Origin of the sequence: Novosphingobium sp. Fuku2-ISO-50, from assembly GCF_001519055.1 — a bacterium.
Lineage (GTDB): Bacteria > Pseudomonadota > Alphaproteobacteria > Sphingomonadales > Sphingomonadaceae > Novosphingobium.
On sequence record NZ_KQ954287.1, the window covers coordinates 255,529 to 270,526 of the forward strand.

At 67.0% G+C, this 14,998-nt stretch carries 14 protein-coding genes; 7 read left to right on the forward strand and 7 right to left on the reverse strand.

The features are described 5' to 3' along the window. The 3 genes from AQZ50_RS06895 to AQZ50_RS06905 are packed head-to-tail and all read left to right on the forward strand — an operon-like array spanning position 1 to position 3,436. Positions 1–1,347 carry a DUF58 domain-containing protein gene (locus tag AQZ50_RS06895; RefSeq protein WP_067744486.1) on the forward strand — a complete coding sequence of 449 codons (1,347 nt, stop codon included), beginning with the start codon at positions 1–3 and terminating at the stop codon, positions 1,345–1,347. Next, a complete protein-coding gene (locus AQZ50_RS06900) occupies positions 1,344–2,453 on the forward strand; it encodes a stage II sporulation protein M (RefSeq protein WP_067744489.1) in 1,110 nt (369 codons plus the stop codon). Before AQZ50_RS06895 ends, AQZ50_RS06900 begins: the two co-directional genes overlap by 4 nt. After that, a complete protein-coding gene (locus tag AQZ50_RS06905) occupies positions 2,453–3,436 on the forward strand; it encodes an RDD family protein (protein WP_082703457.1) in 984 nt (327 codons plus the stop codon). The genes AQZ50_RS06900 and AQZ50_RS06905 overlap by 1 nt, the downstream gene beginning before the upstream one ends. A 4-nt stretch (positions 3,437–3,440) precedes the next feature. On the opposite strand, the gene AQZ50_RS06910 is transcribed toward AQZ50_RS06905, so the two are convergent. Then, positions 3,441–4,379, reverse strand: coding sequence for an isoaspartyl peptidase/L-asparaginase family protein (locus tag AQZ50_RS06910; RefSeq protein ID WP_067744492.1), 939 nt, complete (start codon positions 4,377–4,379; stop codon positions 3,441–3,443). A gap of 46 nt (positions 4,380–4,425) precedes the next feature. Here AQZ50_RS06910 and AQZ50_RS06915 point away from each other — a divergent pair, with 46 nt between their 5' ends. Beyond that, the gene (locus AQZ50_RS06915; protein ID WP_067744495.1) at positions 4,426–4,902 is read left to right on the forward strand and encodes a GNAT family N-acetyltransferase; all 477 of its coding nucleotides are present in this window, start codon (positions 4,426–4,428) and stop codon (positions 4,900–4,902) included. Here AQZ50_RS06915 and AQZ50_RS06920 read toward each other — a convergent pair. The 6 genes from AQZ50_RS06920 to AQZ50_RS06945 all read right to left on the reverse strand — a co-directional run bounded on the left by AQZ50_RS06920 (position 4,862) and on the right by AQZ50_RS06945 (position 11,324). Further along, a complete protein-coding gene (locus AQZ50_RS06920) occupies positions 4,862–6,136 on the reverse strand; it encodes an ATP-grasp domain-containing protein (protein WP_067744498.1) in 1,275 nt (424 codons plus the stop codon). The genes AQZ50_RS06915 and AQZ50_RS06920 overlap by 41 nt on opposite strands. After that, a complete protein-coding gene (locus AQZ50_RS06925) occupies positions 6,133–7,155 on the reverse strand; it encodes a formylglycine-generating enzyme family protein (protein ID WP_082703458.1) in 1,023 nt (340 codons plus the stop codon). The genes AQZ50_RS06920 and AQZ50_RS06925 overlap by 4 nt, the downstream gene beginning before the upstream one ends. Continuing rightward, positions 7,152–7,733, reverse strand: coding sequence for an NADPH-dependent FMN reductase (locus tag AQZ50_RS06930; protein ID WP_067744501.1), 582 nt, complete (start codon positions 7,731–7,733; stop codon positions 7,152–7,154). The genes AQZ50_RS06925 and AQZ50_RS06930 overlap by 4 nt, the downstream gene beginning before the upstream one ends. Beyond that, positions 7,730–9,511 (reverse strand): WD40 repeat domain-containing protein, encoded by a 1,782-nt coding sequence (locus AQZ50_RS06935; protein ID WP_067744504.1) that lies wholly within the window; start codon positions 9,509–9,511, stop codon positions 7,730–7,732. The genes AQZ50_RS06930 and AQZ50_RS06935 overlap by 4 nt, the downstream gene beginning before the upstream one ends. 147 nt (positions 9,512–9,658) lie before the next feature. Continuing rightward, entirely contained in the window at positions 9,659–9,859 is a 201-nt protein-coding gene (locus AQZ50_RS06940; protein ID WP_156427256.1) for a hypothetical protein, read from the reverse strand. 64 nt (positions 9,860–9,923) lie between these two features. Beyond that, positions 9,924–11,324 carry an aminotransferase-like domain-containing protein gene (locus AQZ50_RS06945; protein WP_231730144.1) on the reverse strand — a complete coding sequence of 467 codons (1,401 nt, stop codon included), beginning with the start codon at positions 11,322–11,324 and terminating at the stop codon, positions 9,924–9,926. A gap of 128 nt (positions 11,325–11,452) precedes the next feature. On the opposite strand from AQZ50_RS06945, the gene AQZ50_RS06950 reads away from it, so the two are divergent. The 3 genes from AQZ50_RS06950 to AQZ50_RS06960 all read left to right on the forward strand — a co-directional run bounded on the left by AQZ50_RS06950 (position 11,453) and on the right by AQZ50_RS06960 (position 14,993). Continuing rightward, positions 11,453–11,806 (forward strand): UrcA family protein, encoded by a 354-nt coding sequence (locus AQZ50_RS06950; RefSeq protein ID WP_082703482.1) that lies wholly within the window; start codon positions 11,453–11,455, stop codon positions 11,804–11,806. A gap of 108 nt (positions 11,807–11,914) precedes the next feature. Beyond that, a complete protein-coding gene (locus AQZ50_RS06955; protein ID WP_082703459.1) occupies positions 11,915–14,176 on the forward strand; it encodes a TonB-dependent receptor in 2,262 nt (753 codons plus the stop codon). A gap of 109 nt (positions 14,177–14,285) precedes the next feature. After that, positions 14,286–14,993 carry a tetratricopeptide repeat protein gene (locus AQZ50_RS06960; protein WP_067744515.1) on the forward strand — a complete coding sequence of 236 codons (708 nt, stop codon included), beginning with the start codon at positions 14,286–14,288 and terminating at the stop codon, positions 14,991–14,993. Positions 14,994–14,998: the final 5 nt, after the last annotated feature.

Here is a 14,998-nt window from a genome sequence, read left to right on the forward strand (position 1 = left end):
ATGGCCGCCGCGCCGTCCATCAATCTGGCCGGGCTGACGCCCTCGGCGCGGGCGATCCGGCTGCTCGTGGGGCTGGCGCTGGTCTCGCTGATGATCGGGGCGCTGGCGCCGGGGGCCTGGACCGTGGCTCCGGCGGCGGGCGGCGCGCTTATGCTGCTGGTGTTGCTCGACGGGTTTCTCGCCGGGGGATTGGTCGCGTTCGACGTGGTGGCGCCCGCCGACGGCGAAGTCGGCGAGCCCTTGCCGATCCGCATCGAGGCACGGCTGGCGCGCGATGGCGGCTGGACCCGGCCGAGCGCGGCGCTGGCCACCGACGTGCGGCTGGCCGATGGCGGGCGAGTCGATATTGCGCTCGATCCGGCGGGCGAAGGGCACTGGCGCGGCACCGGAACGCCGTCTCCGGCGCGGCGCGGCACCGGGCAGATCGCGCGCGGCTGGCTGCGCTGGCAGGGGCCGCTGGGCCTGGCGCATCGGCAAGTCGCGCGCACGATCGCCGCCGACGTGCGCGTCTGGCCCAATCTTGCCCCGGCGCGCGGCAAGGCCTTGCAGATCTTTTTGCGCGATGCCGGGTTTGGGCGGATCGCGCGGGCGATACGCGGCGACGGCAGCGAGTTCGAAGCGCTGACCGAATATCAGCCGGGGATGGATCGCCGCCGCATCGACTGGAAATCCTCCGCCCGCCATGCCCGGCTGACCGCGCGCGAATACGAAATCGAGCGCAACAACCAGATCGTGTTTGCCTTCGATTGCGGGCAGGCGATGTGCGAACCGATCGGCGGCCTGGCGCGCATCGACCGCGCCGTGACCGCCGCGCTGACCACGGCATGGGTCGCGCTCAAGGCCGAAGACCGCGTCGCGCTGTTCGGCTTTGCCGCAAGGCCTTTGGTGATGAGCCCGTTCGTGACCTCGCCGCATCAGTTCCGCCGCCTCGCCGAAGCCGCCGCCGCGCTCGATTACCGGCACGAAGATGCCAATTTCACTTTGGCCATGGCGACTTTGGCGACCCGGTTGCAACGCCGCTCGCTGATCGTCGTCTTTGCCGATTTCACCGACCCGACCGGCGCCGAGCTGATGATCGAAATGTGCGCGCGACTGGTCGAGCGGCACCGCGTACTGTTCGTGGTCATGCGCGATGAAGATCTCGACCAATTGGCCGGGGCCGATGTGGCAACGCCCGGCGACGTCGCGCGCGCGGTCGTGGCGCAAGGCCTGATCCGTCAGCGCGCGCTCGTGCTGACGCGATTGCGCCAGGCCGGGATTCGCGTGGTCGAGGCGCCGTGGGAAACGATCGGCACGCGCCTGCTCGAAACCTATCTGGCAATCAAGCGCGAGGGCAGCATCGGATGAGCACAAGCGCATTCGGACGGCTGGGCATCGGACGGCTGGGCATCGGAGGGCTGGGCGAAACGCTCGGCGGACTGTTTTCCCGAAAGCAGGGCGCGGCGATCGCCGCCGCCGAGGCCGCAGCGCTGCGTTCGGATCGGTTCCGGCTTGAACGCGAGGGAGACTGGCGGCGGCTGGAACACATCGTTTCGCGGATCGAGGCGGGGCGCATCGGCGGCTTGTCCGATGAAGACCTGGTGGCGCTGCCCGCGCTCTATCGCATGATGGTATCGAGCCTGTCGGTCGCGCGTGAAACCACGCTCGATGCCGCGACGCTCGGCTATCTCGAAGGGCTGGCCCAACGCGCGTGGTTTGTCGTGCATGGCCCGGAACTGGGCTTTCGCGGCTGGTTCCTGCGCTTTTTCGGCGGCGGATGGAGCGCGGCAGTGCGCGCGATGGGGCCCGACATCCTGATCGCGCTGACAGTGATGATCGCCGGGACGGTGATCGGCTGGCTGCTCGTCGCGGGCAATCCCGACTGGTTCTATACGCTGATGCCGCCGCAGGCGGGCGATACGCGCCTGCCCGGCGCCAGCCGCGCCGTGCTTCACGCAACGCTGTTCGGCAAAACCGCACAAACCGGGCTATCGGTCTTTGCCGCCCAACTGTTCAGCAACAATGCCGGGGTTTCGATCCTGTGCTTTGCGCTGGGATTTGCCTTTGGCGTGCCGCCGATCCTGCTGCTGGTTCATAACACCGGGCAACTGGGCGCGCTGCTGTGGCTCTATCACGGGCAGGGGCTGACGCTCGATCTGATCGGCTGGCTGTCGGTTCATGGCACGACCGAGCTGTTCGCGATCCTGCTCGCCGGGGGCGCGGGCATTCATATCGGCCGGGCGATGGCCTTTCCGGGGACGCGCGCGATCCTCGATGCCGCTGCCGAGGCCGGACGCCGCGCCGCAACGGTGATGACCGGCGTTGTCCTGATGCTGGTGGTCGCCGCGCTGCTCGAAGGCTTTGCGCGGCAATTGATCGATGCGACCGTGCCCCGGCTGGCGCTGGGGCTGGCCATGCTCGGCTGGTGGCTGACTTATTTCTTCGCCTATCGCGGTCTGGTCGGAAAGCGCTGATGGCGCCCCGACCCTGGCAAAGTCAGCGGCCCTGGCAAAAGCGCAAGCTCGGCGACCGGCGGGGGCTGCCGGCCAACCGTCGCCGGCGCGAGATCCTGACCGCCGAAGGTCTGCGCCTGCCTTTGACGATCGCTTCACGCGGGACACGCGCGGCGGCGCTGATGATCGATCTCGTCGCGCTGATCATGGGCATGACGATGACCACGATGGTGCTGTCGTGGATTGCGCGCGGGGTCGGGATCGACGATCCCCATGCCAATGCCACGGTGAAAGCGGTTTACGAGACGCTGGTGGTGATCTGGATCATCACCATGTTCCTCGCGCGCAATGTGTGGTTCCTGTGGTTTGAACTGGGCCCGCGCGGGGCGACGCCGGGCAAGCGGATGACCGGAATCCGCATCGCCGCGCGCCCGGGCCGCGACGGCGCGGCAACGCGCCTGTCGGCCGAAGCGGTGATCGCGCGCAATCTGCTGCGCGATGTCGAACTGTTCATGCCGGTGATCTTCATCGCCGGTGCGCTGCGCGCCGGCAGCGACACGACGCTGGCGGGCTGGGCCTCGCTGGTGTGGTTTGCGATCTTTGCGCTGTTTCCGTTCTTCAACCGCGATGCCTTGCGCTGCGGCGACATCATCGCCGGAACCTGGGTCGTCGAAGCGCCGCGCGGGCGGCTCGACAGCGCGTTGTCGCTCGGCGACGGGGCGCAAGGGATCAGCACGGTAACCGGCGCGCATTACCGCTTTGGCGATGCCGACCTTGCGATCTATGGCGAATACGAGCTGCAAGTGCTCGAACGCGTGCTGCGCGACGATCGCCCCAATGTCATGGCCGAAGTCGCCGAAACGATCTGCGGCAAGATCGGCTGGACCAACGGCACCGGCGACGAACGCGCCTTTCTCGAAGCCTATTACACCCAGCTGCGCGCCCGGCTGGAAACCGGCATGCGCTTCGGCAAGCGCAAGGCCGACAAGTTCGACGGTACCTGAAAATTCAATCGTCGCCGAAAATGCCCACCTCGCGCATACCCGTGCTGTCGGCGCGGCCGCGGAACATGCCCGGCGTGGTGAAGGCCAGCGCGGTGTCGCCCGATGGGGTGACCACGATCACCCCGCCGACGCCGCCCATCGCGCCGATCTCGGCCAGCACGGCGCGCGCCGCCTGATCCGCCGTTTCGCCCGACAGCCGCATGCGCGCGCAGATTTCGTGCGCGGCGCCCGCGCGGATGAACTGTTCGCCCGAGCCGGTGCAGCTGACCGCGCCCGCCCGGTCATCGGCATAAGTCCCCGCGCCGATCAGCGGCGAATCGCCGATCCGGCCCCAGCGCTTGCCGGTCAGCCCCCCGGTCGACGTCGCCGCCGCGACATGGCCCGCCGCATCGCGCGCGACCGCGCCGACCGTGCCGTATTTCATGCCCGCATCGAACCAGCCTAGCGCCTTTGCCTTCAATTCCTCAAGCTGGCGCCAGCGTTCGGGCGTGGCAAACCAGTCTGGATCGACTTGTTCGACATGGTGATCGCGCGCGAATTCCTCGGCCCCCGCGCCCGACAGGAACACATGCGGCCCCGCCTCCATCACCGTGCGCGCCAGCCGCACCGGGTTTTTGGTATGGGTAATCCCCGCCACCGCCCCGGCGGCGCGCGTTTCGCCGGTCATGATCGCGGCATCGAGCTCGTTGGTGCCGTGATAGGTAAACACCGCGCCGCGCCCGGCGTTGAAATGGGGATCATCCTCCAGCACGGCGACCGCCGCCGTCACCGCGTCGAGCGCGCTGCCCCCATCGGCCAGAACCGCGCGCCCGGCGTCGAGCGCGGCGGCAAGCCCGGCCTCATGCGCGGCGACGGCGGCCAGGTCCATCGCATCGCGGGTCATCGATCCGGCGCCGCCATGAATGGCGATCGACCAGGCGGGATAAGACGTTGCATCGGTCATGCCCCATCCGATAGCAGACTGGTCACCAGTTTCCAGCGGAGCGGCCATGGCAGACATACGTATTGTCGAAGACGACCTGACGGGCGAGGCGATCCGCGCGCTCGTGGCCTTGCATCTGGCCGCGATGCACGAGCACAGCCCGCCCGACAAAGTCCACGCGCTGCCCATCGCGGCGCTGCGGGCGAGCGATGTGACATTCTATTCGGCGTGGATTGCCGACGATCTGGCCGGAATGGGCGCGATCCGCCGCCTTGCCGACGATCATGGCGAGATCAAATCGATGCGCGTCGCCCCGGCCTTTCTGGGCCGGGGCATGGGCGAGGCGATCTTGCGCCACTTGCTCGGCGTGGCGCGGGCACGGGGCTATGCGCGGGTCAGCCTCGAAACCGGGCGCACCGGGGCGTTTGGCCCGGCGGTCGCGCTCTATCGCAAATATGGCTTCGTCGAATGCCCGGCCTTTGCCGACTATGTCCTCGACGGGTTCAGCCAATGCATGACGCTGGCTCTGGCACCCGCAGCCTGACGTGCGCTGCGGCGACGAGCCGCTCGGCCAAAGCCTCGATTTCGGCGCGGTCGGAACCGGCAGTCATGACCATCGCCAGCCGGTCGGCATTATCGAGCGCCGGGCGCACCGGATCGCCGCGATGGGCATTGGCAACCACGCCGACGAGCGCCGGATCGGTGCAGGGCGGCCAGTCGATCCCTGCCAGCACGCCTTGTTCCGGCGCGATCAGCCAGCGCGTGGCGGCATGGCGCAGTGTCCTGGCCGCCGGGGGCAGTCCGCCCGTCAGATGCAGCCGGATCAGATCGCCATGGACCGAGCGGCCCAGCGCCGCCCCGATCAGCCGTGCGATGCGCGCGCCGACGAGACGCGGATTGATTTCGACCAGTTGCGGCCCGTCCTGCGTCATCACGCATTCGACATGCGCCGCGCCATCATCGAACCCGACCGCGTCGAGCAGACGCGCGAGCCATGTATCGAGCGCGGCAAACTGCCCGCAATGCGCGGTAAAACACCCGCCGAGTATGGCAAACGACGGCGGCGCGGCCATGATCTTTTCATTGACGCCCAGCAGCACCTGACGCCCCCCCGCGCGCATCACGTCGCAGCCGAGCACCGGCCCGTCAAACAGCCGCTCGACCAGCAAAGCGCCGCGCGCGGCCATGCCGAGGCCATAGTCGCCCGGCCCTTGCGCCACGAGATCGGCCAATTGCCGCAAGATTCCCAGATCCGCCACAGTGCGCAAGGCAAAGACATGCTGCGAGCCAAAGCCGTCGACCGGCTTGACGATCGCCGGCAGGCCGACCCGCGCCACCGCGTCGATCAGCCGCGCGCCCGCACCGGGGCCCGCCTCGACCAGCGCATGGGGCGGCTGCGCAATCCCCGCCTCGGCCAAGCGTGCGCGCACAGCCGCCTTGTCGCGACACAGCGCCGCCGTTTCGGGCGAGATATGGCGCAGGCCAAGCGCCCGCGCCGCGCGCGCGCTTTCGACAAGGCGCAAATCCTGCAGGCACACAATCGCATCGAACGGATTGGCCCGATGCGCAGCGGCCAGCGGCCCGTCCCACCCGGCGCCATCGGCAGGCATCGCCAGCACCGCCTCGGCCCGGTCGAGCAAAGGAGCAAGCTCTGGCTGCCCCCGGTAATGCGCCGGATCGGCGCTCGCGAGCGTAAACCGATGGCCGAGCGCGAGCGCCGCCTGCAACACGTCGCTGTCATTGCCGCCAGGCAAGTCGATGACCAGCAGGTGGCTCATGCCACGCTCTCGGCCAACCGAAAGCCCATCGCATAAGCCGCCGAGCGCGGATTGTGCCCATGGCGGCGGCGAGTCCGCGCCAGATCGCCAAAGCGCGAGAAACATCCGCCGCGCGCGACGCGATAGCGGCCGTGGATCTGCGCCAGATGATCGTCGATCAGACTGCCGCCCGGCCAGGGCATATAGTCATCGGCAACATATTCCTCGACATTGCCGCCCATGTCGCAAAGGCCAAACGGCGATTCCCCGCCAAGGAACACCCCTACCGGCGTGGTATCGAGCAGCCCGCATTCGGCCGTGTTGCACAGCGCGGGATCGAATGTATCGCCCCACGGATAGTCCAGCCCCTGCGGCCCGGCGGCGGCGTGTTCCCATTCGGTCTCGGTCGGCAGGCGAAAGGCGCGCCCGGTCTGCCCTGCCAGCCAGGCCGCATAGGCTTCGGCGGCCAAAGGCGACACGGTATGGACCGGATGATTCGCCCGCTCGGCCGGATAGCGCCGAAAGGCCCAGCTTCCGGGCAATTCGGCAAAACCGGTGGCGAGCAGAAAGGCGCCGTATTCGGCATTGGTGACCGGATAGCGCGCCAGCCGATAGGGTTTGAGCATGACCCAATGGCGCGGCACTTCCTTGGCGATCCAGCTTTCGACGATGCCCAGATGCGCCAATCGCGTGACCACGGCATCGATCTGATCGGGATCGAGCCCGATCGGCACGCGCCCGCCGGGAATGGTGATCATCTCCGGGTTCAGCGGATCGATGCGCGGATCGCCCGCCAGCGCCAGCAGATTGCCCGCCGCGATGCGAAACGGCAGCCCCGCGCGTGCATCGCCGATAATGCCCAGCAGCGCCGCCACCGTTCCCTGGCGCAAATCGGCGGTAGCCTCGATCACTTCGCGCTGCAGGTCGGTCATCACGAAGCGGTCGGGCAGGCCCAATCGTTCGCGATCGGTCATCGTGCCCGCCGCGCAGTCGCGCGGATCGAGCCGGGGGATATGCCAGCGCAAAGGTTGGGCGGTCATGGTCGCGGGCCTTTCAGGCAAAGCACCAATGCGGCAAAACGGGCCACGCAATCGCGCCACCAGATACCGGCAAAGGCGGGATCGAGCGTGCCGTCGGGCGCAATCGCGCGATCGCCATAGGGAAGGGTGATGGCCTCGCCGAACACGACCGCGCCGCAATAGCCAAACAGTGCGCGCAAGGCGGGAATGCCGACCGCGCCGCCGCTCCATCCCGGAGACGTCGCGGCCAGCAGCACGGGTTTGTCGGCAAAGGCCCCGGCCAGCGCCGGATCACGGTAAGGCAGGCGCGAGACCCAATCGACGAGGTTTTTCAGAAACGGCGTCATCAGCCCGTTATATTCCGGGCTCGCCACGATCAGCGCGTCAGCGGCCAGAAACCGGGCATGAAGCGCGCGCACGCGGGCGACCACTGCCGGATCATCCTCGCGATCGGCGTCAAACAGCGGCAGATCGACCTCCGCCGGGCGCAACCGGTCCGCCACGACGCCCGCCGGCAAGGCTGCGGCCAGCGCATCGAGCAGCCGCGCATTGAGCGATGCGGCGCGCTGACTGCCGCAGACGAGCAGGATGCGGGTCATGCCGCCAGCCCAACCGCAAACTTTGCAGCATCGGCCACCGGCAATGCCACGATATGGAGCGCCCCGGCATAGTCGGCGGCGACGAACGCTCCTGCGCGGGCCGACCAGCACAGCGCGGCGATCCCGGCCTTGCTGATCCGCTGCATGGGCGCAAAGCTGTTGTCGGCGCGATCGAAGATGACCACGGTGCCGCCATAGCTGCCCGATGCGATCCACCGCCCGCAAGGACTTGCCGCCAGCGCCTTGACCGAATTGGGATGGGGCGTGGCAAAGGCATGATCGCCGCCGCCCAGCCCGCCCCCCAGCCCGCCGGGCAGCCACAGCCGCAAGACCCGGTCGCGCCCGACGCTGGCAAAACCGCCGTCTCCCAGCGCCACACCGGCATTGGCAATGCGCGTGTGCGCGCGTTCGACGCGGCGCCGTTCGGTCAGGGTCTCGGTATCGTGCCAGGCCAGCGTGCCATTGGCGCAGACCGAAAACAGGCGATCATAGCCTTGGCAAAGCGCCTTGACCGCATTGCCGTGGGCCGCGATTATCTTGACCAGCTGCACTGTGGCGGCCAGCGCAAAGACCAGAATTTCGCCGGTATAAGTCCCGACAGCAAGATGCGGCACACCACCGCGCGCAAACGACGCGGCGCAATTGAGCGGCGCATGATGGCGGTGCAGGATCTGGCCGCTTTCGCCATCGTACAGTTCACCCAGATGTCCGCCCGCAAACAGCCGCCCGGCCGCCGGAGCCACAAAATTGCACAGACTGCCAAGATCGGCCCCTGCCACGCCCTCGGTCAGCACCACACCGGCATCGCCGATGGCAACCAGCGCCCCATAGCGCTCGGTCACGGCATTGAGCGCCGGGCCCGCCGCAACGCCGGTGCAATCCCATGCCTCGCGTGCCGGATCAAACAGCGCATAAGTGCCGCCGAACGTGCCGACCGCAATGCGCCCATCGGGCAGAACCGCCGCCGCGCGCGCCCAGATGGCGGCGGGCATGGCGTTCATCGCCACCAGCCTCGGCGCGCCGTGGCTCATGTCCCACACGCCGAGCGCACGGTCATAGCCGAGCGTGACCAGCCTTGTCCCGTCGCGCGACAGCACCAGTTTCTTGATCCCCGCGCGGTGCGCCGGGGTGAATTCGGGAATCGATCCGGCGCCCGTCAACACCGCGATACGGCCGCGATCATCGCCTGCGACAATCGTCCCGTCGGGCGCAATGGCAACGCAGTCGGTGCGCATGCCGATCTCGATCACGCGGCGGCAAACGCCGGTCGCGGCGTGCCATTCGCGCAAAGTGCCGTCGACACTGGTGGTGACAAACCGCGCGCCATCGAGCCAGGCCAGCGACAGGACATTGCCGGTATGCCCGGCCATGGCATGGATCAGCCGCCCGTCACGCGCATAGACGCGCACGATGCGATCGAGCGCGCATGTCGCGATCAGCCGGTCGTCGGGGGAAAAGCGCGCCATGTCGACATCATCGCCATGCCCCGCCAGCACGACCGACAGCCGCAAATCGGGCAATGACCAGATCCGCGCGGTATAATCGCTGCTCGCCGAGACCAGCCAGCGCCCGTCGTGGCTGAAATCGCAGGCATTGACGAGATGATCATGATCGACCCGCGCCAGCGCAACGCGCCCCACCCCATCCGACCCAGCTCCATTCGACCCTGCTCCATTCAACAGGGCCGCATCCCACAGGATCAGGCGATTGTCATAGCCCGCCGTCGCCACCCACGATCCATGGGCGGCAACCCCGGCAATCGGGCCGATATGATGCATGAAATGTCCTTTTGCGCCGACTGTCGACGCCGACAGGATGGGACCGCCATGGTTAACCCACCGCACGCGCGGCCATCAGGGAAACCCCGTGAGAAGAGGGCCGGAAACGCGCACGGGGGGCGTGTTTTCCGGCCCTGCAACCACCGATCAGGCCATGATGCTGACCGTGCTGCCCGTGGCAAGCGACTGCATGTCGGCCTGGATCTGCTGACTGGCAGCGCCCTGGGCTGCGGCAGCCGCAGCGGCCGGAGCGGGGGTGGCCGATGCCGACGACGCGGCGCTGGCGGCCTGTTGTTGCCAGGCGGCCTGGGCGGCGCCCGACGAGGCGCCTCCTACACGCATACCCATCATCATTCTCCTGCGGGAACGCGACAATGGTTCCCTGCTCGAGAACGGCAGTCGTTGCCTTCTCTTAAGCCCCCGCGACGCGCGCCAGAAACGCGTAGAAGCGTTCGTCGTCGCATTGCGTGACATTGAGCCGCAGGTAATCGCGCCATCCGCCCGCCGGGCTGAACACCGCGCCGGGGGCCAGGATGATCCCTTCGTCAAGCGCCGCGCGCGCCAGTTCCGCCGCGTCCTGCCCGCCCGGCAAGCGGACCCACAGCAACATGCCGCATTCGGGCACGGTCCAGGGCTCCATCCCCAGCGTGCGCAGCCGCCGCACCACCCGCGCCATGGCCCGCGCCAGCCGCGACCGCACCATGTCCATGTGATGCCGATACGATCCGTCGGTCAGCATCGCGCCAAGCAGTTCCGCCCCGAGCGGATTGCCGACATAGGTCGTGACGATGCGCAGATCGGCCAGCGGCTCGATCCAGTCGCGGCGCAGCGCAATATGGCCGCAACGCACGGCATTGGTCGCGGTCTTGGAAAAACTGCCGATGCGGATGACCCGGTCGAGCCCGTCGAACGCGGCATAGCGCGCGGCGATGGTATGCTCGAAATCGCTGAAAATGTCATCTTCGACGATCAGCATGTCGTGCGCTTCGGCCAGTTTGAGCACGCGATGCGCATGGGCCGCCGACAGCGTTGCCCCGGTCGGATTGTGAACCGCCGAATTGGTGATGTAGAGCCGGGGCCTCTCGCGCGCGACGACTTCGGCAAAAGCGGCCAGATCGGGGCCCGCCGGTGTCATCGGCACAGTGACGACGCGGGCCCGATGCGCCCGCAACAGCGCCAGGAAATTGAAAAAACACGGATCGTCGACCAGCACGCAATCGCCCGGCTGCAACAGAAAGCGGCATACGAGATCGAGCGCATGCGTGCCGCTTTCGGTCAGCAGGATCTGCTCCGGGCTCGCCTCCACGCCTTGTTCGGCGAGGCGTCGGCCAAGCAGCGCGCGCATCGGCGCATGGCCGATCAGGCTGGGGTCGGCGGCGGGCAACGCAGCGCCCCGCGCCGCCGCGCGCAGCGCCTTGCGCATGGCATCGCCCGCCAGCCAGTCGGCAGGCATGGTTCCGGCCCCGGCGCGAATATGGCCGGGCAAATCCTCGATCGATTGGCGCAGCATCCATACCGGGTCGATGTCGCGCCGGGGCGCGGGCTCGACTTCGGCAAGATCGAGCGGGGCAAGCGGGGCCGCAACGAAGAATCCCGAACCCGGTCGCGCGCGAATGACCCCTTCGGCGGCAAGCCGATCATACGCTTCGACCACGGTCGATTTCGAAAACCCGGTCGTTTCGGCCATCGCGCGGACCGAAGGCAATCGCGCGCCGGGCAAAAGCGCGCGCCGCTCGATCCGCCCCCGGATCAGCGCGATGACCTGCCCCGTGCGCGTTTCGGGCAAAGCGGCAAAAGTGGAATCGGCGCTCACTGTACGGGCAATCCTATCAGTACGGTTTGATCATATTGTATTGATCCGTCCCTGTCCTGACCAGCCCCCCTTGCGCGATGGGGCCCCCGGTTCAACCAGCCCGGTTCGATCAAAAGGAGACACCGATCATGACCAGCCCCACCCGGCTCGACCTTTCACACACGCTCAGCCTGGTCGCATTCGCGCCCAATCTGATCGGCGCCGTGATGATCGCCATGATCGCGCTGGCTCCGGTCGCATCCGCCCATGCACAGCCCGCCCGCGATGGCGAAACCGCGCGCGTGATCGTGCATCGCGCCGCGCCGACAACGCCCGCCGCCGCACGGGCAATCCGCCGCCGGATCGAACGTGCCGCGCTGACCGTGTGCGGCGGGGGCGACACATCGCTCGCCGAAGTCAACCGCACGGTGCGCGCATCGGCCTGCTGGCGCGACGCGGTCGCCGGCGCGCTGGTGCAAGTGCCCGGCCAGGCGACGCAATAGTCCATTCGCGACAGGCGGCCAAACGTTGCATTTTTGTGATGTTTGGCCGCCAGCCTGTCATATGACGCGGCTAGCCGCCCCACGGGGACCGTGTGGGAGATTACGTCAATGAGGAAACTCGCCGCACTGTTGTGCACATCGATTCTGGCCACCATGACGGCTGCCCCGGCTTTTGCCGAGACAGGCGCCGCAGCGGCTGCGCCGACCGAAGTGACCACCTCCACCGGGACAGAAGGCACCGACGTCCGCCAGATCGTTGTCACCGCCGAACGCAACCGCGCGGCATCGGATGCGCCGACCAAGGCCTCGATTCTCGAGACTCAGCCGGAATCGCTGATCACGCGCAAATTTATCGAACAATCAACGCCGGAAAGCGGTGACTACACCACCACCGTGGCGATCGCCCCTTCGGTCAACAGCTTTGGCGCAAACGGCGGCGGCGTCGGCGATGTCGGCAACGCCACGATGCGCGGCTTTCAGGATGGCCAGTTCAACATCACGTTCGACGGGATCGCCTTTGGCGATGCGAATGACACCACCCACCATCCGGCAGCCTTTTTCCCCAGCTCAACCATCGGCACATCTGTGGTCGATCGCGGCCCGGGCGCGGCGGGCGACATGGGCCAGGCCAATTTCGGCGGCGCAATCCACCTGTTTTCGCCGCAAGTGGATGACAGGTTCGGGGTGAGCCAAAAGGCGACGTACGGCAGCTTCAACACCCAGTCTTATATCACCACGGTGCAAACCGGCGCGATCAAGGAACTGGGCGGAGCCAAGCTGTTGCTGAGCGGCGATTTCCGTTCGTCCGACGGCCAGCTTCAGGGCATGGGCGGCATTGGCCGCAATTTCCTGGGCAAGCTGGTTGTGCCGATCGGCAACGATATCACGCTGACCGCGTTCAGCTCGATCAACCACATCCGCTATAACCAGACCGACAACACTTCGGGCACGATCCTGGGCTTTGGCATCAGCGGGGCCCAGCAGGCGGCCTACGGCATGAACTTCGGGTTGAACAACGACCCCACCGACGAACATTATGTCGGCTATAACTACGTGGTCAAGAACACCAGCTTCAACTATCTGAACCTGAAGTGGGAAGTGGGCCACGGCGTGACCGTTGAAGACCACCTGTATTACTACACATACGACAACCAGACCGTCTCGGCACAAAGCGCAGGCGATCTGCTCAACCCGCCGACTTCGGGCGCGGGCGCAGGAACAAGCTATTATTCGCCGGACGGTGGCACGACATATACCACGGACATCGCCGGCTATCGCAAGCAGAACAAGTACGACACTTATGGCAATATTCTGCGCGTCAACGGCGATCTCGGCTTTGGCACGCTGCGCGCGGGCGGCATGTACGAACATTCGAACGCCACGCGCTTCATCGCCAATTACGATCTGACCACCAACACGCCCGATACCACCGGCACGTATGGCTCGGCCGGAACCGCTGCGCCGACCGCCGCACTGGCCAATTATCAGTATTACGAGCCCTCGAGCTGGAACCAGTTCCAGCTGTTTGCCGATTTTGAATGGCGCCCGCTGACCAATCTGACCGTGACGCCGGGCATCAAGCAGTTGCATTACGTCCGCAGCGTGGACAACGCGCTGGAAACCGGCTCGACGCCCAGCGGCGCCCCTGCTTTTATCGCCAACGGCAGCCGCACTTATAACAAGACGATGTGGTTCATCACCGCCAACTACCGGGTCCAGCCCAACTGGTCGTTCTATGCCCAGGCCGCGACCGGCTTCCTCGTGCCGCCGGTCAAGACGGTGGCTGCAGTTGCCAATGGCACGGCATCGACCACCGCGCCGCAGACCACCACGACCTATCAGGTCGGATCGGTCTATACGGCGGGCAAGCTGACGGTGGATGGCGATTTCTATTACATTGACGCCAACAACGTGCTCATCCCCAACAAGCACAGCGGCTGCTTCTGCTATCTCAACACCGGCAAGGGCCGCTATTATGGCTGGGAAGCGCAAGGCGCCTACCACCTGGGCTATGGCTTTACCGCCTTTGCCAACGGCTCGATCAACATCGCCCGCGATATCGGCGATCAGATCGATTACCAGAACGCCCCCAAGCGCACCGCCGCGTTCGGCCTGATCTATGACGATCACAAGCTGCAGGCGAGCGTGTCGGACAAGATCATCGGCCCGCAATTGGCCAGCGATCAACTGACCTGGCTCAACTCCTATTCCACGATCGACGCCTCGGTGTCGTATGACCTTGGCCGGGTAAAGCTGAAGCTGGCCGGCTTCAACCTTTCCGACAAACGCCCCCCGATCGACTTCGATGGGGTTTACACCGTCTATCAGGTTGGTCGCCAGATTCAGGCCACGATACAGGTCAAGTACTGACATTGCAGAAAGCAGGCCGGGGCATCCGCAAGGGCGCCCCGGCCTTCCCGCTTGCATCAGCGCGCAGTCTCGGGCACCGGAGGGAACCCCTTTCGATCAGCCGAGCCTGATGACCGCAGCCCCCACGCCCGGCCCGTCGGCCACCCCCGAACAATTGCTGGAAGCGGGCCTTGCCCGACACCGCCTCGGCGACCATGCCGGTGCGGCGCGGTGCTATCAATCGGCGCTGCAACGGGGCCCCAACCATGCCCCCGACCATGCCAGGGCGCTGCATCTGCTCGGCCTGGTCCATGCGCAGGCGGGCGATACCGCGCATGCGCTTGCCCTGCTCTCGCGCGCGCTGGCGCTCGCCCCCGGCCATGCCGAAGCGCACGACGATCTTGGCACGCTCTATCGCCAGATGGGCCGACACGCCGAAGCGGCAGCGTGTTATCGGCGCGCCGTTACCGCCGATGCGTCCATGGCCAAGGCGTGGGACAATCTCGGCGCGACATTGCTCACTCTCGGCGACCATCGCGGCGCCATTGAGGCCTGCGAGCGCGCGGCGACGCTCGATCCCGGACGAATCGCGGCGCATTGCAACGGCGCCCGCGCGCTATATCAGGCGGGTCGGCTCGAAGAAGCCGTGGCCGCCTGTCGCGCCGTATTGGCCCGGCGCCCGCGCCATGCCGAAGCGCAGGGGCTGCTCGGGCGCATCCTGATGCAACTGGGCCGACCGCGCGAGGCGCTGCCCGCCTTGCAGGCGCGAGCGCGGCTTGCCCCCGGCGACGAGGCGCAAGCCGAACTGTCAGCATGCCTCGCCGAGCAAGCCACCTGACCCGC